The sequence below is a fragment of the Idiomarina baltica OS145 genome (genome assembly GCF_000152885.1).
Taxonomy (GTDB): domain Bacteria; phylum Pseudomonadota; class Gammaproteobacteria; order Enterobacterales; family Alteromonadaceae; genus Idiomarina; species Idiomarina baltica.
In genome coordinates this window covers 38,780-58,510 of sequence record NZ_CH672406.1, presented here as the reverse complement: position 1 = coordinate 58,510, position 19,731 = coordinate 38,780, and the positions used below count along the sequence as shown (strand labels likewise).

At 47.9% G+C, this 19,731-nt stretch carries 16 protein-coding genes; 10 read left to right on the top strand and 6 right to left on the bottom strand.

Annotated features, from left to right (window positions below; genetic code table 11):
* The first annotated feature begins 181 nt into the window (after positions 1-181).
* Complete coding sequence (locus tag OS145_RS07805) at positions 182-544, top strand: hypothetical protein (protein ID WP_006955789.1); 363 nt, start codon at positions 182-184, stop codon at positions 542-544.
* On the opposite strand, the gene bioA is transcribed toward OS145_RS07805, so the two are convergent.
* Entirely contained in the window at positions 541-1,836 is a 1,296-nt protein-coding gene (gene bioA / locus OS145_RS07800; protein WP_006955788.1) for an adenosylmethionine--8-amino-7-oxononanoate transaminase, read from the bottom strand. The genes OS145_RS07805 and bioA overlap by 4 nt on opposite strands.
* Before the next feature lie 106 nt (positions 1,837-1,942).
* On the opposite strand from bioA, the gene bioB reads away from it, so the two are divergent.
* From bioB to bioD, 4 genes are read left to right on the top strand one after another with little or no spacing between them, the layout of a single operon-like run.
* On the top strand, positions 1,943-2,995 hold the full coding sequence (bioB, locus tag OS145_RS07795; protein ID WP_006955787.1) for a biotin synthase BioB: 1,053 nt from the start codon (positions 1,943-1,945) through the stop codon (positions 2,993-2,995).
* Entirely contained in the window at positions 2,955-4,085 is a 1,131-nt protein-coding gene (locus OS145_RS07790) for an 8-amino-7-oxononanoate synthase (RefSeq protein WP_006955786.1), read from the top strand. Before bioB ends, OS145_RS07790 begins: the two co-directional genes overlap by 41 nt.
* Before the next feature lie 9 nt (positions 4,086-4,094).
* Positions 4,095-4,871 carry a methyltransferase domain-containing protein gene (locus OS145_RS07785; RefSeq protein WP_006955785.1) on the top strand — a complete coding sequence of 259 codons (777 nt, stop codon included), beginning with the start codon at positions 4,095-4,097 and terminating at the stop codon, positions 4,869-4,871.
* A gap of 12 nt (positions 4,872-4,883) precedes the next feature.
* The gene (gene bioD, locus OS145_RS07780; RefSeq protein ID WP_006955784.1) at positions 4,884-5,558 is read left to right on the top strand and encodes a dethiobiotin synthase; all 675 of its coding nucleotides are present in this window, start codon (positions 4,884-4,886) and stop codon (positions 5,556-5,558) included.
* Here the strand turns inward: bioD and pepE are convergent.
* The gene (gene pepE, locus OS145_RS07775; protein WP_006955783.1) at positions 5,547-6,257 is read right to left on the bottom strand and encodes a dipeptidase PepE; all 711 of its coding nucleotides are present in this window, start codon (positions 6,255-6,257) and stop codon (positions 5,547-5,549) included. The two genes, bioD and pepE, sit on opposite strands and share 12 nt — an antisense overlap.
* A 128-nt stretch (positions 6,258-6,385) precedes the next feature.
* Between pepE and htpX the strand changes: the two genes are divergently transcribed.
* The 3 genes from htpX (at position 6,386) to OS145_RS07760 (ending at position 9,560) form a co-directional block, all read left to right on the top strand.
* Positions 6,386-7,261: a protease HtpX gene (gene htpX, locus OS145_RS07770; RefSeq protein WP_006955782.1), complete on the top strand. Its 876-nt coding sequence runs from the start codon at positions 6,386-6,388 to the stop codon at positions 7,259-7,261.
* Positions 7,262-7,356: 95 nt separating this feature from the next.
* Positions 7,357-8,715: a class II 3-deoxy-7-phosphoheptulonate synthase gene (locus OS145_RS07765; protein WP_006955781.1), complete on the top strand. Its 1,359-nt coding sequence runs from the start codon at positions 7,357-7,359 to the stop codon at positions 8,713-8,715.
* A 47-nt stretch (positions 8,716-8,762) separates the two neighbouring features.
* Positions 8,763-9,560, top strand: coding sequence for a DUF1338 domain-containing protein (locus OS145_RS07760; RefSeq protein ID WP_006955780.1), 798 nt, complete (start codon positions 8,763-8,765; stop codon positions 9,558-9,560).
* Between the two features lie 69 nt (positions 9,561-9,629).
* Here OS145_RS07760 and ppsR read toward each other — a convergent pair whose 3' ends face one another.
* A complete protein-coding gene (gene ppsR, locus OS145_RS07755) occupies positions 9,630-10,439 on the bottom strand; it encodes a phosphoenolpyruvate synthetase regulatory kinase/phosphorylase PpsR (RefSeq protein WP_006955779.1) in 810 nt (269 codons plus the stop codon).
* Between the two features lie 129 nt (positions 10,440-10,568).
* On the opposite strand from ppsR, the gene ppsA reads away from it, so the two are divergent.
* Positions 10,569-12,935, top strand: a complete 2,367-nt coding sequence (gene ppsA, locus OS145_RS07750) for a phosphoenolpyruvate synthase (RefSeq protein WP_006955778.1) — start codon at positions 10,569-10,571, stop codon at positions 12,933-12,935.
* 17 nt (positions 12,936-12,952) lie between these two features.
* Positions 12,953-15,988, top strand: a complete 3,036-nt coding sequence (gene ydiJ / locus OS145_RS07745; RefSeq protein WP_006955777.1) for a D-2-hydroxyglutarate dehydrogenase YdiJ — start codon at positions 12,953-12,955, stop codon at positions 15,986-15,988.
* A gap of 17 nt (positions 15,989-16,005) precedes the next feature.
* On the opposite strand, the gene OS145_RS07740 is transcribed toward ydiJ, so the two are convergent.
* The 3 genes from OS145_RS07740 to purB all read right to left on the bottom strand — a co-directional run bounded on the left by OS145_RS07740 (position 16,006) and on the right by purB (position 19,700).
* Entirely contained in the window at positions 16,006-17,043 is a 1,038-nt protein-coding gene (locus OS145_RS07740) for a Glu/Leu/Phe/Val dehydrogenase dimerization domain-containing protein (RefSeq protein ID WP_006955776.1), read from the bottom strand.
* Between the two features lie 153 nt (positions 17,044-17,196).
* Complete coding sequence (locus OS145_RS07735) at positions 17,197-18,327, bottom strand: cupin domain-containing protein (protein WP_006955775.1); 1,131 nt, start codon at positions 18,325-18,327, stop codon at positions 17,197-17,199.
* Positions 18,327-19,700, bottom strand: a complete 1,374-nt coding sequence (purB, locus tag OS145_RS07730) for an adenylosuccinate lyase (protein WP_006955774.1) — start codon at positions 19,698-19,700, stop codon at positions 18,327-18,329. Before purB ends, OS145_RS07735 begins: the two co-directional genes overlap by 1 nt.
* Positions 19,701-19,731 lie beyond the last annotated feature (31 nt).

Sequence of the window (19,731 nt, the reverse complement as noted above, 5' to 3'; positions counted from 1 at the left end):
TCCGTACCCATCCACGGACCGTAACTGTTTCATCAACGGCGACTTTTCCTGCTAACACATCCACGACAGAAGCATACGACATGGGTTAGAAATCTCCGAAATGCAAATTTAACTAAATAAAGGTTGCTATGTTACCTGTCTTTGGCACAGACTCAAGTAGGATCCTATTAAAACTGACGATATGCGTAGCAATGACAGTAAACGATTGCAGAAATTGGGTGCCTGGCGGCGAGTCATGGGGACGCTTTCTATCCTCGGCTGGCTTATTTTTATTGCTGCATTGATAGTCTATGACTACGCAAAACCGGAAACGGGTACATTACTCAGTGAATGGTTGGATGTAGACCTTCGTTCAGGTTGGATTGCGAGCCTAGCTCAGCTTTATCTTTTCCTAATGGCGCTTGGGCTTGTAGTGAGTTGTGTCGCGTGTGTGCTGAATATATGGCTCCACCGAAGACGTCGAACGCATATATGGGTGAATACACTGATACTGGGGCTCGCCAGTATCAGTGGCTTATTATTATTCTTTTACGGTTTTAGCTAATTAGTGGTTGTTTCAAGGTAGACCGCAATCGCATGCGTAAGCTTACTGAGTTGCTGTGCGCTGATGCAGTAGGGTGGCATAATGTACATGAGACGACCAAATGGACGTATCCACACACCGAGCTCGACAAAAAGTGCTTGCGTGCGCGCCACATTAACAGGTTTATTCAGTTCAACAACGCCGATTGCACCCAATACTCGGACATCCGCAACACTCGGGTGACGCTTTAATGGACCAAGTTCCTCGCGTAACTGGCATTCGATACGCGGTACTTGCGTTTTCCAGTCACCGCTTTGAATGATGCTCAAGGACGCGTTTGCGACGGCACAGGCAAGTGGGTTCCCCATAAAGGTAGGTCCGTGCATTAATGCGCCACCGCCTTGTCCCTGACCAATGGCTTCTGCAACCTTAGCATGTGTCACCGTTGCGGCTAACGTCATATAGCCTCCGGTCAGTGCCTTACCGACACACATAATATCCGGTACGATACCGGCATGATCGCAGCCAAATAGTTGACCCGTGCGACCGAACCCCGTAGCAATCTCATCTGCGATCAACAAGACGTCATAATGATTACAGAGCTCTCTCAACTGCGTTAAATACTCTGGGTGATAGAATCGCATTCCGCCAGCACCTTGCACTACGGGCTCGATGATCACCGCGGCAATCTCTGTGTGATGTTGCTCCAGCTCTTGTTGAATACTGCTTAAACTGCTGGGCTCCCATTCATCGTCAAATTCCACTGCCGGACGCTCGACAAAATGCTGGTTACACAAAGCGTGACGAAACATATGATGCATGCCATTAACCGGATCGCACACTGACATAGCAGCAAACGTATCGCCATGATAGCCACCACGAATGGTTAATAATTGGTTTTTCTTGGGCTGCTCGATAGAGAACCAGTATTGGAGTGCCATCTTTATCGCGACTTCGACGCTGACTGACCCCGAATCTGCAATAAACACGCGGTCAAGAGGTGCAGGTGTGAGGTCTATTAAACGCTCAACCATGTTGATTGCGGGTTGATGGGTGAGGCCACCAAACATCACGTGACTCATCTTATCGGCTTGCGCATGCAATGCCGCATTAAGTTGAGGATGGTTATACCCGTGAATAGCGGCCCACCAAGAGGACATACCGTCCACCAAGATTTCGCCGGATGACAGCTCAATTTCGCATCCGCTTGCGGATTTGACATGATAACAAGGTAAGGGATCCGTCATAGAGGTGTAAGGGTGCCATATGTGTTGCTGGTCAAACTGGATAGCTTGCTGTAACGAGTTGCTCACTTTATAACCTCTTGTAAAGTTTTGCGTTCGTAAAAAATTGACAGTTTATCGATTAGCAGTAATCTAGTCGAGCATGAGAAGCCAATAAATAAAAGAGAACAGCGATATGAGCGCGCAAATAAAGACAGAAGTGAGAAATGACTGGACGCCGGAAGAGGTCAGCCAATTACTGACAATGCCTTTTAACGACTTGGTGTTTCAAGCCCAGACTGTTCACCGTCAGCATTTTGATCCTAATCAAGTGCAGGTCAGCACTTTACTATCAATTAAAACAGGTGCGTGCCCCGAAGATTGTAAATACTGCCCACAAAGTGCGCATTACCACACGGGGCTTGATCGTGAGCGGCTCATGGCCGTTGAAAAAGTATTGCAAGAGGCACAACTCGCAAAAGATAAAGGTGCGAGCCGCTTTTGTATGGGTGCTGCGTGGCGAAATCCAAAAGATCGCGACATGCCTTATGTTATTGAGATGGTGAAAGGTGTAAAAGAGTTAGGCTTAGAAACCTGCATGACGCTTGGTATGTTATCGCCCGAACAAGCCGCTGCGCTGCAACAGGCAGGGCTTGATTATTACAATCATAATTTGGATACCTCGCCCGAGTTTTATGGCGACATTATCACTACCCGTACTTATCAAGACCGACTCAATACTTTGCGTAATGTGCGTGATGCGGGTATGAAAGTCTGTGCGGGCGGTATCGTTGGGATGGGTGAATCCGTTGAGGATCGTGCATCATTGTTGGTCCAGTTGGCTAATTTGCCCAAGCACCCTGAAAGCGTTCCAATTAATATGTTGGTTAAAGTGAAAGGTACGCCGTTTGAAAACCTAGACGATTTAGATCCGATTGATTTCGTGCGCACCATTGCTGTTGCACGTATTTTGATGCCTGCTTCGCATGTGCGTCTGTCGGCAGGTCGCGAGTACATGAGTGATGAAATGCAAGCCATGTGCTTTCTAGCCGGCGCAAACTCTATTTTCTATGGTGAGAAGTTGCTCACCACGAGTAATCCCGAAGCCGATGCCGACCTGCAATTGTTTAACCGTTTAGGTATTACGCCAGAAACCCGTGATGGCTATGACGATGAAGTCCATCAAACCGTCATTAACGAGGCGATTAGTGAACAACAGCAACCGCCACTTTATTACGACGCGTCTTGAGCAGCGTCGCGATTCAAATCTCTATAGAACGCAGCAGGTGCGCACCGCCAGTGCGCGACCTGCGCAGTTGTCGTCGAATGATTATTTGGGTTTAGCGCAACATCCACGGGTAAAAGCCGCGGCACAACAAGCAATTGATAACTGGGGAGTGGGAAGTACAGGCTCCCCCTTGTTGAGTGGCTACACCCAGTTGCATCAACAGCTTGAAGAAACACTGTGCGACTGGTTGGGGTTCGAGGATGCTATCCTGTTTAATACAGGATTCGCGGCAAATCATGGTGCCATTACCTGTTTATTGCAGGCGCATTGCCAAGCACAGGGCGGACGCATTTACGCTGATCGCTTGATACACGCGTCCATGGTGGAAGGCATGTTAAATAGCGGTATTCGATTTAAGCGCGTGCCTCACCTAACTTGGCCATCAACAGCTCAAACTCACGACTGGTTTATCAGTGAAAGTATCTACAGCATGGATGGGGATCGGCTTAGCATTGCTCAAAGCCGGGACTTCACTGAACAATCACCTGTTCAGTGGTTACTGGATGACGCACATGGTATTGGTGTCATCGGAGAGCACGGTGAAGGTTATCTAGGGCAGCTCAACCAACAGGTTAAGCTGGGCACCATCACCTTTGGAAAAGCGCTGGGTGCCAGTGGGGCGGCGCTTGTTGGCAGTCGAGATGACATCGACGAGATTCGCCAATTTTGTCGCGAATATATTTATTCGACTGCGATGCCACCGATGCAGGTGGCAGCGATACTCGCATCGATTGAGATTGTTAGAGGACGCGAAGGGCAGTTAAGGCGTGACGCACTGAATGAACGGATCGCTCGGATGAAGGAACTGATTAAGAAATACCAGTATCACTCAGTGGCTTCTGACAGCGCTATCCAAACGATTATTCTGGGTGAAGAAGGTCGCGCCATGGCGACCGGGAAACGCTTGAAAGAGGCGGGTATCGATGTCAGCGTCGTGCGGCCACCTACGGTGCCAAAAGACACAGCGCGTCTACGTATTAGCCTCAATAGTACGGTTGATATGAAGATGATTGATGTGATGTTCGATCATCTTAATGCAGAAAGGACATAACCGGTGACAATGCAACCTGAACAATGGCTCACTCAAGTAGCTAAGCGCTTTGATAAAGCAGCCACGACATATACGCAATTTAATAAAACACAGCACGTCTTTGCGCAACGTTTATATCAAAGAGCGTATGTCAGCAGTCTGGGGCACTGTTTGGACCTAGGATGTGGACCGGGCTCCGAAACTCAATTTCTGCTTGAGCACTGTCACGAGTATCTAGGCGTTGATCCTGCGAAAGGCATGCTAGCGCAGGCGAGCAAGTTGTTTCCGCAGGTTGCGTATAAGCAGGGTAGCGCAGAATGTATTCCGGCAGAAAATGCTCAGTTTGACACCGTATTTGCTAATTTTTCATTGCAATGGTGCCCTGATATAAACACCGTGGCAAATGAGCTTTTTCGTGTCACTCGGTCCGGCGGTCAAGTGCTGATGAACACTCTGCTCACGGGGACCTTCGCTGAACTGGTAGACGTCTATTCAGCGCTTGATGATAAACAGCATACGATAGCTTACCGCACACAAGCTGAAGTTGAAGCTAAGTTTCGTCAGGCAGGATTTGAAGTCACCAGTGAGGTTGTCGTTCATACGGATTATTTTGAGCAGTTTGAGAGTTTACTGCGCCATATTAAAGGTGTAGGTGCGAGCCAAACACCACAGCAAGATCGCGGCCTAATGACGCCGACGCGATGGCAAAAATTGAAAGCCAATTATGAGCAAAAACGCACATCAAAAGGACTCCCATTGACCTGGAAAGTGCTAGAAGCAACATTAATTAAAGACAAGATGTATTAATTAAAGGTTAATATGAAAGCTTATTTTATTACAGGTACTGACACAGACTCTGGTAAAACTGTTGTTACCCAAGCTGTGTTACAACACCTTGCAGACAAAGGGCTCAAAACGCTGGCTATGAAGCCCGTTGCGAGTGGTTGTGACTGGGATGGGACGCGCTGGATTAATGCTGATGCGACCAATGCACGACGCCATATGACGTTGGATTGTGATTATGGTTTAACTAACCCATTTGCATTTGAGCCGGCAATCGCGCCTCATATTGCGGCACAAGAAGCTGATGTATCATTATCACTTGAGGATATGCTCCAGCACTTTGAGCGACTTGTTGCGTTGAACCCCGATGTCATTGTTGTTGAAGGAGCCGGTGGTTGGCTTTTACCGCTCTCCGATCAATTAATGATGCCTGAGTTTGTAAAAGCAATTAATGCTGAGGTCATTTTAACCGTCGGTATGAAGCTCGGCTGTCTGAATCATGCGATGCTCACTGAGCAAGCGATATTTTCATCGTCAGTGCCCATTACAGGCTGGATAACTAATCAGCCTAGCGTTGAACCCATGGCACGGTCTGAACAGAATCTCGATACACTAAAGCAGCGTATGGCAAGTTCACATCTCGGCTCAATAAGCTTTGATGCGAACTGGCAAAACTTGGCACTCGGGCACTTAATTAATTTACCCGATTAATTGACTTATACGCTGTAAGTCATGTTGCACATGCTTGCCTGTGCTATCTATCAGCACGGGCTGTGCATCTCCTCGCCAGTGACATTCACTGGCCCGTATTTCCAGTCCTGTACCCTCTGGCAAACCCAATACCGTCTCAGTGTTATTTAACGCAATGAACTCATTGAGACGGTCATCGCGTGTTTCGCCATTAAAACCAGGTGGATGATAGTCGGTGTAATGTGGATTCATTTGTAGCTCAACTAAACGTAAAGCATTGAAACTCGGTGGCTCAACAATCGGCATATCATTGGTGGTTTTGATCGTTTTACCGGCAATATTTGAACCTGCACTCCAGCCAACATAGGGAGTCCCCGCATTTACTGTATCGCGAAGCGGCTCAATCAGCTGGTGTTGATAAATTAAATTCAATAACTGAAAGGTGTTGCCGCCACCAACAGCAATTGCTTGGGCCTCACGCACGGCTGCTATCGGATCGGCATATTCCTCAATACCAGTGACGGCCACGTTGACAGGCGCAAGCGCGTTGCGAACTTTATCGGTATATTGGCTATGCGTCATACCCACGCCGGCATAGGGAATAAAAAGCAATGTTGCATCGCCTACGGCGTTCTTAATCCATTCTCTATTGTGGGCAAGATAGTCGGTATCTCCGACGCGAGAACTGCTTAAAAGTAGTAGATTCTTGTGTTGTGTCATGGGTTAGCTCTAATTCTAACGTGAATAATTAAAATATTTTACGTATTCGTCACTAGAAATGTAAGCCAATCACCCACATTTAGCATATCATCTAGACCGATTTGTCCTAGCTTACTGAGGGTATGTGTATGCAACGCATCTTGCTGTTTTTGATGACCAATATAGCCATTTTGGTGGTCGTTAGTTTCGTGTTTAATATTATTAGCGCAAACACGGGTCTCACCGTGCAAAATCCGCTAGGTCTTTTAATACTGTGTGGTCTGTTTGGTTTTGGTGGCGCCTTCGTATCACTGTTTATTTCTCGCTGGATGGCGGTTAGGGCGACAGGCGCGCAAGTTATCGAGCAACCGCGGACACCGGCTGAACGCTGGTTGGTTGAAACGGTGAAGCAACAAACACAAAAAGCCGGTATACCGATGCCACAAGTCGCTATCTTCCCGTCTCACGCGCCTAATGCATTCGCCACTGGTCGGAGTAAGTCAGCTTCTCTGGTGGCTGTCAGTACCGGGTTGCTTGAACAGATGAATCAAGATGAGATCGAAGCGGTGTTAGCGCATGAGGTGAGTCACATTGCTAACGGTGACATGGTGACATTGACCCTGATTCAGGGCGTAGTGAATACGTTCGTAATGTTCTTTGCTCGCATTATTGCGAGTGCGATTGATAACGCGACCCGTGGCAATAATCAGCAAGGTGGCGGTCTTGGAACCCTGGCATACTTTGGGATCGTTATGGTGCTAGAGATCGTATTTGGTATTTTGGCCAGCATCATCGTGATGTGGTTTTCACGCAAACGTGAATTCCGTGCTGATGCGGGGTCGGCTCAACTGGTTGGTAAGCAAAAAATGATAGCCGCACTCGAGCGTTTGCAGCGGGGTCAGGAACCTGAATTGAGGGGCTCAATGTTGGCTTTTGGTATCAATGGTAAACGCAGTGGTTTGAGTCGTTTGTTTATGTCACACCCACCGTTAAGTGAGCGAATTGAAGCATTACGCAGAATTTAAATAAAAACTTAGCATTCACGCGGGGTTGGGCATTGCTTTTCACGCCTGACCCCGCTAGATTGGTGGTTTCGATAACCACAACTGGATAGGATGTTATGAGCCAGTGGAGTGCACGTAGTTGGCGTGATAAACCCATCAAGCAACAGCCGCAATACCCAAACAAAGAACACTTACAACAGGTTGAGTCACAACTGAGTCAATTTCCGCCATTAGTGTTCGCAGAAGAGATACGTGCGTTACGTAGTCAGTTGACGGATGTCTGTCATGGCGAGGGCTTTTTACTGCAAGGCGGTGACTGCGCAGAATCGTTTGCAGACTTTAATGCGCCTAAAATCCGCGATACATTTAAAGTTATTTTGCAGATGGCCATCGTGATGACCTTTGCAGGTTCGTGCCCAGTGACTAAGGTCGCGCGAATGGCCGGGCAGTATGCAAAGCCACGCTCAAGTGATCTTGAGACGATCGATGGTGTGAGCTTACCGAGCTATCGCGGTGATATCATTAATGATATGGCATTTACTGACGCGGCTCGTACGCCTGATCCAGAACGCATGTTGAAGGCCTACCATCACTCTGCAGCAACGCTAAATCTTTTGCGCGCATTCGCTCAAGGTGGCCTCGCTAATTTGCATAAAGTTCATAAGTGGAACTTGGGCTTTTTAGCCGCGAACCCACTGAAAGAACGCTATCAAGAGATTGCCGAGCAAATTCAGTCCGCGCTTAAATTTATGGAAGTGTTGGGAATTAATGCTGAAAATAATGCCACCTTACATGAAACTCAGCTATTTACCTCACATGAAGCCTTATTATTGCCGTATGAGCAAGCTTTGACACGCACCGACACATTGACCGGTCTACCCTACGACTGCTCGGCGCACATGATCTGGATTGGCGAACGCACTCGTCAACTTGACCACGCGCATGTTGAATTCATGCGCGGAATCCATAACCCAATTGGCGTCAAAGTCGGACCGACCATGGATCCTGACGAGCTAATTCGGTTAATCGATGCGGTCAATCCGGATAATGAGGCAGGCCGTCTAACGCTCATTTCACGTATGGGTGCCGACAATTTAGCCGACAACCTTCCGCGTCTGGTTCGACGTGTGCAGCAAGAAGGTCGGAATGTGGTGTGGTCGAGTGATCCAATGCATGGCAACACAACAAAAGCAGATGGTGGGTTGAAAACACGTAACTTTGACGCCATACATAAAGAATTACGTCAATTCTTTGCGGTACATCAAGCAGAGGGGAGCTATGCAGGTGGTATCCATCTGGAGATGACCGGCGAGGATGTGACAGAATGTACAGGTGGTGCGTACCAAATTAGCGAAGCTGATTTATCCAGCCGCTACCGCACCCAATGCGACCCCCGGCTGAACGCCGACCAAGTGCTAGAGCTTGCCTTTTTAGTGGCTGAGTCACTCGGGGCCGCACGAAATGGGCACGGTTAATTCGCCACTATTTTTGAGTAACTTTTACGTTAAAAGGATTAAATTTCATGTCTCAACATGTCGAGCAGCTGTTTGAACGTCTTTGGCAAGATTACATTTCTCGTACACCATCGGCACCTAAGGTGCACGAGGTACTCGGAAAAGGGCATCCGATTGTAAACGATCACGTTGCTTTCCGAACGTTTGATATTGCCCCGGTACGTCTTGAAGCGCTCGCGCAACACTTTTTAGATCTAGGCTACAAAGAGGGTGGAGACTATCACTTTGAAGCCAAGAAACTCCGTGCGAAGCACTTTGAGCACGAAGATCCAACGTTGCCTAAGGTCTTCATCAGCGAGCTGATGACTGAGGAGTTTAGTGATAGCTTGCAGGCTAAGGTCAAAGAAATGGTGAGCCACATTAATCCAGAAGATGTCAAAAAAGACGACTTCTTGTACTCGGGAACGCATTGGCAAGTCAGTCATGAAGATTATCAAGCGTTATTAGAAGAAAGCGAATACGCGGCGTGGATGGCTGCATTCGGTTTCTGTGCTAACCACTTCACCGTGAGTGTTAACCAATTACCGGGTTACACCGATCTAGAAGAGGTCAACCAAACGCTTAAAGATAATGGTTTTAAACTGAACACTTCGGGTGGCGAAATCAAAGGCTCTCCGGAAGTCTATCTTGAACAGTCCTCGACCATGGCTAATCACCATCCAGTCGAGTTCAGCGATAAGACAGTAGAAATTCCTTCATGCTTTTATGAGTTCGCTAAACGCTACGAAATTGAGCCGGGTAAATTGTATTCGGGCTTCGTTGCGGCATCTGCGGATAAGATTTTCGAAAGCACCAACGCAAGTTAAACTCAGCGTTAGCTGTATTGAACGGCGACCAAAAGGTCGCCGTTTTTGTTGGAACTGACCAATAACGAACTAGTAACGGCGGCGTTGAAGATTCGTTTGCGCAAGTATCTTGGCGGCGATTTCTTCAACTGAGAAACGTGTCGAATTAATGAAAGGAATGGCTTCTTTGCGATATAATTTTTCGACTTCCGACAACTCGAAGCGACATTGCTGCATCGACGCGTACTGGCTACCCTCACGTCGCTGACTGCGAATTTCATGTAAACGTTGCGAATCGAGCGTGAGTCCAAACAATTTGTGACGCTGCATCTTTAACTCATAGGGCAGACTGAGTCGTTCGAAATCGTCGTCCTCGGTGATCGGGTAGTTCGCTACTTTGATGCCATATTGCATGGCTAGGTAGAGACTCGTTGGTGTCTTACCCGTGCGTGATACACCGACAAGAATCAAATCAGCCTGATCCAACTGGTTCAGCTTTTTGCCATCGTCGTTATCGAGCGCGTAGTTAATCGCTTCGACGCGAAAGTTGTAGTCCTTATGCACGCCATGAGTACGGTGAGTTTTTGGTTTTGCTTTAATCCCCAGCTCGTGCTCGACTTGGCCGACAAAGTTATCGAGAAAATCATAACTAATTCCACCGCACTGGGTAATACGTTGCTTGAGTTTTACATTGACAAAGGTGTGAAAAATGAGCGGCGGTTCGCCATCGTCCTCAGCGGCACGCTGAATCTGTTTGCACGCCATTTCCGCTTTAGCCTGAGTATCGATAAATGGCAGTGTTTTATGTCGAAACTCGGTGGGAAACATCGAAAGCAAAGCATGACCAAACGCCTCTGCAGTGAGAGCGGTCCCATCAGAGACGTAAAACGCGGTTCTCATGACCGTTTATTCCTTATTCTATAGATAAAAATCGAAAGCTTTGTAAATCGGATATTAACTTGTTGGCTAAGTATGTGTAAAATGTTTGCCACATCATACCTCCCATCGGATTAAATCGAGGAAAAAGACGTGCAAGAAAACGTACTGTGGTATCAGCAACTAGGAATGCAAGATGTCAACAGAGTGGGGGGTAAAAACGCCTCACTCGGTGAAATGATTAGTAACCTCGCGGGTGCAGGGGTTGAAGTCCCCGGTGGCTTTGCGACGACAGCAGATGCATATAACGAGTTTCTTGAGCAAAGTGGTCTGAATGACAAAATATATGAATTGCTCGACGGCCTCGACGTTAATGACGTCAATAAATTAACCGAAGCGGGCCGCACCATTCGTCAGTGGATCATCGACACGCCTTTCCAACCTGCCTTCGAAGCCGATATTAAGCAAGCCTTTAGCCAACTCAGTGAAGACAACGATGAATTCAGCTTTGCTGTACGTAGCTCGGCAACGGCAGAGGATATGCCGGATGCTTCGTTTGCGGGCCAACAGGAAACTTTCTTAAACGTCCGCGGTCTTGATGCCGTGATGGAAGCCATCAAACACGTTTTCGCTTCGTTATTCAATGACCGTGCGATTTCTTATCGCGTGCACCAAGGTTATGACCATAGAGGCGTAGCTCTCTCGGCGGGTGTACAGCGCATGGTTCGAAGTGACATTGCTTCATCAGGCGTGATGTTCACAATTGATACTGAATCAGGTTTTGACCAAGTCGTTTTCGTCACCTCATCGTACGGTTTGGGTGAGATGGTCGTTCAGGGTGCGGTAAACCCAGACGAGTTTTATGTACACAAACCAACGCTTAACGCGGGACGTCCAGCGGTGTTGCGCCGTAATTTGGGTAGTAAGAAAATCCAAATGGTGTTTTCTGAAGATCGTGCACATGGTAAGCAAACACTGATCGAGGACATCGATTCAGCTAAAAGCCAAACCTTTTCGATTACCGATGCAGAAGCAGAAGAACTGGCTCGCCAAGCATTAATCATCGAGAAACACTACGGTCGTCCGATGGACATCGAGTGGGCTAAAGACGGTATCGATGGCAAGTTATATATCGTACAAGCACGTCCGGAGACGGTGCAGTCCAACCAAAAAGGGCAAGCGATCGAACGCTTTGCACTACAAGACACCAGTGCGGTGGTCTGTGAAGGTCGTGCGATTGGTCAGCGCATCGGTAAAGGTGTGGCACGCGTATTGGATAGCATCGAAGAAATGGACAAAGTCCAACCTGGTGATGTGCTGGTTACTGATATGACCGACCCGGATTGGGAGCCTATTATGAAGCGCGCGGCGGCTATCGTGACCAACCGCGGTGGTCGTACATGCCACGCGGCTATCATCGCTCGCGAGTTAGGCATTCCAGCGGTTGTAGGCTGTGGTAATGCAACTCAGCTGATTAGCAATGGCCAAGCGGTTACCGTGTCATGTGCAGAGGGTGATACCGGGTACATCTACGAAGGCGAGCTTGACTTTGAAGTCACTGAGTCGCGCGTTGATGCAATGCCAGATTTACCATTAAAGATTATGATGAATGTCGGTAACCCAGACCGTGCTTTTGACTTTGCTGGTTTACCGCATGCGGGTGTAGGTCTTGCACGCCTTGAGTTTATTATTAATCGCATGATCGGGGTGCATCCCAAAGCATTACTTAACTTTGACGATCAACCAGATGCGTTGAAAGCAACGATCAGCACCATGATCGCCGGTTATGAATCACCTCGTGAATATTATGTAGCGCGTCTTGCTGAAGGGATCTCAACCTTAGCCGCGGCGTTTGCACCGGAGCGCGTTATTGTTCGTATGTCAGACTTCAAGTCGAATGAATACGCAAACTTAGTGGGCGGTAGTCAATACGAGCCGGATGAAGAAAACCCGATGCTCGGTTTCCGTGGCGCATCACGCTATATCTCAGAGGAATTCCGCGATTGCTTTGCACTCGAATGCGAAGCGATTAAGCGTGTACGCAATGAAATGGGTCTAAGCAACATCGAAATCATGATTCCTTTCGTACGTACGTTAGAGGAAGGTCGCCAAGTTATCGATTTGCTTGAAGAGCAGGGACTGAAACAAGGTGAGAACGGCTTGCGTGTGATCATGATGTGTGAACTACCATCAAACGCACTATTGGCCGATAAATTCCTTGATATGTTCGATGGCTTCTCAATTGGTTCGAATGATTTAACCCAGCTAACGTTGGGACTCGACCGGGACTCAGGTTTAATTGCACACTTATTTGATGAGCGCAACGACGCTGTTAAAGCATTGCTTGAAATGGCCATTAAAGCGGCTAAAGCACGTGGTAAGTACGTCGGTATATGTGGTCAAGGTCCGTCAGATCATCCTGACTTTGCTCAATGGTTAGTCGAGCAGGGAATTGATTCGGTTTCGCTTAACCCTGACACTGTTATTGAAACTTGGATGTACTTATCAGAACAACTGTAAGAGGACTATAAAACGTTATGACACAACTCCCTAAGTTAGACGCCAAGCGCGCACTGCCGTCGTTGTATCAGGCATATATTGGTGAGCTTGAACAGTCAGATTTTAGTGGGGAGATTGATGTCACGTTTTCAGGACGGCTTATCGCGGCGACGGATAACAGTGTTTATCAACAGTTGCCGCAGGCCGTCCTTTATCCTGTCAACGAAGCCGACATTCAAACGATACTGAAACTCGCAGCTCAAGATGAGTTTCATTCAGTGACATTTTCCCCTCGAGGCGGTGGTACGGGCACTAACGGACAGTCGTTAACGCCGGGTATTGTGGTGGACTTAAGTCGCCATATGAATCGCGTGTTGGAAGTCAATGCGGATGAGGGTTGGGTGCGTGTACAAACCGGCGTGGTAAAGGACCAGCTTAACGACGCGTTGCGTCCACATGGCTATTTCTTTGCACCGGACTTATCAACCAGCAATCGTGCCACGCTCGGCGGCATGATTAATACGGATGCATCGGGCCAAGGCTCGTTGGTATACGGTAAAACCAGTGATCATATTTTGTCGTTACGCACGGTGTTGCAAGGTGGTGAGCTGTTAGCCAGTGAACCGGTCGACTTACAGCAGGCACAAACTTACAGCGAAGTCGATTCGCGGGTGGGGCGGTTATATAAACAAGCACTCAATACCTGTGTGGGTATGCGCGAGGCGATAGACGCCAAATTTCCACCATTAAACCGCTTTTTAACCGGGTATGACTTAAAACACACCTTCGATGCAGAGCATCATACGCTCGATTTATCCCGCCTGATCGCGGGTTCAGAAGGCACGTTAGGCTTTGTCACAGAAGCAAAACTCAACATCACACCGATCCCCAAATACCGTACCTTAATCAACGTAAAGTATTCAGACTTCCAAGCGGCACTGAATAACTCACCGTTCTTAGTTGAAGCTGAGGCAACATCAGTAGAGACCATTGATTCCAATGTGCTGAACTTGGCGCGTGAAGACATCATCTGGCATAGCGTTTCGCCGTTGCTAGAAGAGGTCGAAGGACAGGTCATGAATGGCATTAATATGGTCGAGTTTGCCGCGACGGACCAAGCGGAAAATCAGCGGAAAATTGATGCGCTTTGTAAACGCTTGGATAAGCTCATTAAAGCTAAAGATAATAAAGGGGTGATCGGGTATCAAATATGCGATGACCTAGAAAGTATCCAAACCATTTATGCCATGCGAAAAAAAGCGGTCGGGCTGTTAGGTGCCACTAAAGGTGCGCGTAAACCGGTTGCTTTCGCAGAAGACACCGCGGTTCCTCCCGAGCAGTTGGCGGCTTTTATAATGGAGTTTCGCGACATCCTAGATGATGCCAACCTCCATTACGGTATGTTTGGTCACGCCGACGCAGGGGTGTTGCACGTGCGACCCGCGCTGGATTTAACCAACCCAGATGATGAAGCTCTATTGCGCGAAATCAGTGATAAAGTAGCTGCATTGACAGCCAAATACGGTGGCTTGATGTGGGGCGAGCATGGTAAAGGCTATCGCTCAGAATATGCGCCGAAATTCTTTGGCGAGGCGCTTTATCAAGAACTACAAAAAGTAAAAGCAGCCGCTGACCCGTTTAACCAGTTTAATCCAGGTAAAATCGCTACGCCGTTAAACAGCGAAGCGCAGTTAGTTTCTGTTGATGCGCAAAAGCGCGGATATTTTGACCGTCAAATTCCGATTCAGACACGTGACTATTACGACAATGCCATGAGTTGCAATGGCAACGGACTGTGTTTCAACTACGATACCAAAGCAGCAATGTGTCCTTCGTATAAAGTGACACGTGACCGTCGTATGTCGCCCAAAGGGCGCGCGTCATTGATGCGTGAATGGTTGCGCTTAACTGCGGAACAGAATTACCGCGCGGAGAAGCAGCCTGATGACGAAGTATCTTGGTTTGAAAAGTGGCGTAACCGCAATGATTCGAAAGATGACTACAGCCACGAAGTGAAGGTGTCAATGGACAAGTGCTTGGCGTGCAAAGCCTGTACTAATCAGTGTCCTGTGAGTGTCGACGTGCCGACATTTAAGGCTGAGTTTTTACAGCATTACTACTCAAGATACCCGCGGCCTATCAAGGATCATTTGGTACGAAGCGTTGAGAGTACCGCTAAGATAGGCGCGAAATTTCCTAAGTTTAGTAATGCCATTATCAAAAACCCACTGAGCAACTTTTTCTTGAAACAAGTTGTGGGTTATGTCGATACGCCCGCATTTTCAGTGCCTAACTTGGTTAAACGGTGGCAGGCGTCAGAATTCCGAGTCGCGGAGCCGAGTGAGCTCGCCCAGTTACCAGTAGAACAGCAACAGCAGCTGGTGGCTATCGTACAAGATCCTTTCACCAGCTTTTATGAAGCTGAGATCGTGCATTCTTTCGCGCAACTCGCTGCTCGTTTAGGTTATCAACCTGTATTGATACCCTTTGTAGGACAGGGTAAAGCTCAACATGTGAAAGGCTTTTTATCGGAGTTTAAGCAAACGGCTGAACGTGTTTATGAATACCTAGCGCCCTTGTTCGATACCGAAATTGAACGCGTGGGTGTTGATTCGTCCACCGCATTGGTATTCCGCGACGAGTATCACCACGTGTTAGGTGATAAAGCTGAAGCATTGAACGTGCAAACAGTCATTGAGTGGTTACAGGGCAAGGCGGAGAAACTCGAACTCCAGAGCAGTCATCGCCGTTACGGTTTGCTGTTACACTGCACCGAGCAGAGCTTTATTCCCGAGTCAGCAAAGCACTGGCAGGCGCTATTTACCAGTGTCGGCTTGCAGCTCGATATTGTCCAAGCGGGCTGTTGTGGTATGGCCGGAACATTTGGGCATGAACGTAGCAATTTGAAAGAGAGTATTGCGTTGTATCAAATGGATTGGGCTGAAGCGGTTAAACAGTACGGAACCAGTGGTATTACTGCGACTGGATTCTCTTGCCGCTCGCAGGTAAAACGTTTGGAAGGTAAGCGGGTGAGACACCCGCTTGAAGTTATTTTGAGCTACCTTAATCACTAAGGTAGCTCATTACGCTATTATTTTTTCGCGTTAGCGATGATTTCGCGCGCCATCTCGTCGGCCAATTCGCCGGTTGGACGGTTTTCTTCATTGGCACGAGCAAAGAGCTTATCGAGTGTGTTGTAGATATCACGCACACGTTTGTCAGTCTCTTCAAGCGAGAAATTAGCCGCTTCGGAACACACGTGGATAACACCACCTGCGTTAATGACATAATCAGGGGCGTATAGAATACCCATGTCTTTAACTTTCTGGTCGTGTGCTGGAGTCGCTAACTGATTGTTTGCACTACCTGCAATGATCTTCACTTTTAACTGCTTAAGCGTTTCATCGTTAATGGTTGCACCGAGTGCGCATGGCGCGTACACGTCAGCCTCGACGCCATAGATTTCGTCAAGACCCACAACCTGTGCACCGAGCTCATCTTTAGCTCGTTGCATAGCGTCTTCGTTGATGTCCGTTACGATCAACTTCGCGCCTTCCTTAGCACAGTATTCGGCAAAGTCATAACCAACAGCACCTAAACCTTGCACTGCAATGGTTACGCCATTAAGGTCATCAGAACCTAAACGGTGTTTTGCCGCCGCTTTAAGGCCTAAATAAGTACCGAGAGCAGTGTGAGGCGATGGATCGCCTGCTTTATCTGCAGTACCGGCAACATGGCTTGTTTCTTTAGCAACGATATCGATATCCGCCGTGCGAATGTTGACGTCTTCAGCGGTGATGTATTTGCCACCTAAGGTTTCAATGAAACGACCGTAAGCACGGAATAGGGCTTCACTTTTAATGGTTTTAGCATCGCCGATGATTACGGCTTTACCGCCACCTAGAGGAAGGCCAGCCATGGCGCTTTTATAGGTCATGCCACGTGAAAGACGTAACACGTCGGTTAATGCTTCAGCCGATGAAGCGTAGTTCCATAAACGCGTACCGCCCAAGCTCGGGCCGAGCGTTGTATCGTGAACGGCAATAATAGCCTTAAGACCAGATTCTTCATCATGGCAGAAGGTCACTTGTTCGTGATTATCGAATTCAATATGCTCAAATAGAGACATGAATTTCCATCCTCATTGGTTTTCAAAATTGCGCGCACATTACCACTTGGAATGTTAACGCGCTACTAAAAAACAAAACTAAAATCGTTATTCAAACGGGTGTTTAGCAACTGTTGTTTACAGTTGACGTAAACGGCAACTTGTTAATAAAAATTAGTCAATTAATAGCTCGATAACACCCTGATTGACTAACCATGCGATCAGCGCTTGCCCACACGCGTCACTGCACACGGGCGCCAATTCGGTAATCGCTGTTTCATCGGTGAGCTCTGCAAGCTGCTTAGCCAGTGCCTCAGCTTCAGCAGTCACTACAAACATTTCACCGTTGGCAAAGTAATGTGGTTTGTCGAAGTGCTTAAGTAAACGCGAACCCGGTGTACGAACGACGGTTGCATTATCCATCGTTAGCAAAGCAGGCACTTGTTCGGCCACCATCGGCAACTCGGGCTCAGGAAGAGGGCGCTTACTCATTGACTGAGCACGTAAAATGAGCTCATCAAAATCACTCGATTCAACCGCTGATTTAAGAAGTTGTTTGACTTGGCCTAGCTGCGCTTCAGTTACGATATGACTCGGGTTGTCACTCGAGAGGTTCGGATCGGTGTAACGTTGTTTAAGTTGCTCAGTCTGTAATGCCATGTCAGCGAGCTTAGCAAGCCATTCGGCTTGATTCGGCGCACGGAAACCGACGGAATAATTGAGACAAGGTTCAAGTGCGATGCCATCATGTGGGCAGCCGGCTGGAATATACAGAACATCACCGGGCTCTAGTACTTCATCGATGACCGCATCAAAGGACTCTTTGATCTGCTTGAGATCTTCGCACGGATAAGTTGGCGTAGTCGATTGACGTGCACCCACGCGCCAATGACGACGACCCGCTCCTTGCACAATAAACACATCGTATTCGTCAACGTGTGGTCCAACGCCACCGCCTTCAACGGAGAAGCTCACCATCACATCATCAATGCGCCACTCGGGTAAAAAACGAAACGCCTGCAACAGCGAGTGGACATCGGGCATCCATTCATTGACTGCTTGCACGAGTAACGTCCAATTCTCTTCACCGAGTGATTCGTACTCCTCGAAAGGGCCGTGAGTGACTGACCAGGCTTGAGCTCGATGTTCGATAATACGAGCATCAACGCCATCTTCCATGGCTAGACCGGCTAAAATTTCGGGCTCGATTAAGTCAACGTTAGCGAGCCCACGCTTAAACAAGCGCGGGCGTTTTTGCCAGTCAGAATCGAGAAAGGCTTGCTTATCGACATTCTCTAAATACATTACTTAAGCTCGTCTACAAATGCTTCAGCACGACCAATATAGTTCATCGGTGACATGGCTTTCATTTCATCTTTCGCGGCTTCAGGGACATCGAGCGCATCAATGAATGTTACCAAATCGGCCGGCTTGATACGCTTACCACGCGTGAGCTCTTTGAGTTTTTCGTACGGCTTTTCGATGCCGTAGCGACGCATCACCGTTTGTACGGGCTCGGCCATTAACTCCCAGTTTGCATCTAACTCGGCTGTTAATACCGATTCATTGACTTCAAGCTTGCTCAGCCCTTTCAAGGAAGCGTGATACGCGATAACCGCATGGGCGATACCAACACCGAGATTACGCAATACGGTTGAGTCGGTCAGATCGCGCTGCCAGCGGGAAATCGGAAGCTTTTGCGCGAGGTGATTCATAACCGAATTGGCGATGCCTAAGTTACCTTCGGAGTTTTCAAAATCGATGGGGTTTACTTTATGCGGCATGGTTGATGAGCCTACTTCGCCAGCAATCGTTTTCTGCTTAAAGTGGTTAAGCGCAATATAACCCCATAAGTCACGATCAAAGTCGATTAACACGGTATTAAAGCGTGCGACCGCGTCGAATAATTCGGCGATATAATCATGCGGTTCGATTTGGGTTGTGTAAGCGTTCCAAGTCAGGCCTAAAGAAGTCACGAACTGTTCTGAAGCCTGATGCCAATCAACGTTCGGGTAAGCCGCTAAGTGCGCGTTGTAGTTACCCACGGCACCGTTTATTTTACCCATCAGTGCCACTGCACGCACTTGCTCAAGCTGACGTTGCAAACGCACCGCGACGTTAGCAAACTCTTTACCCATGGTGGTTGGCGTGGCGGGTTGGCCGTGAGTACGTGCCATCATTGCTACCGAGCGGTATTCACGTGCTTTTGCTTTTACAGTATCGACAATTTCTTGCATAACAGGCACTAAGACATCGTCTCGCGCAGCTGTAAGCATTAAACCATGTGATAGGTTGTTGATATCCTCTGACGTGCAAGCAAAGTGAATAAACTCACTGACTTTGGCTAATTCTGGCAAGTCAGCGACTTTCTCTTTCAATAAGTACTCGACCGCTTTCACGTCATGGTTTGTTGTGCGCTCGATTTCTTTCACACGTTCAGCATCTTCGACGCTGAATGTTTCAACGATCGCATTAAGGCGTTGATTCGCTTCATCGCTAAGTGGAGCAACTTCTTTAATGCCCTCATGCTGAGCCAACATTTGTAACCAACGCACTTCGACAGTCACGCGGTATTTAATTAGACCATACTCACTAAATATGGCACGTAATGGCTCAACTTTACTGGCATAACGCCCGTCAACAGGCGATATAGCCGTAAGGGTTGAAAAAGGTAACATATCCAAAGTTCTCCAAGTTAAACAGTTTAAG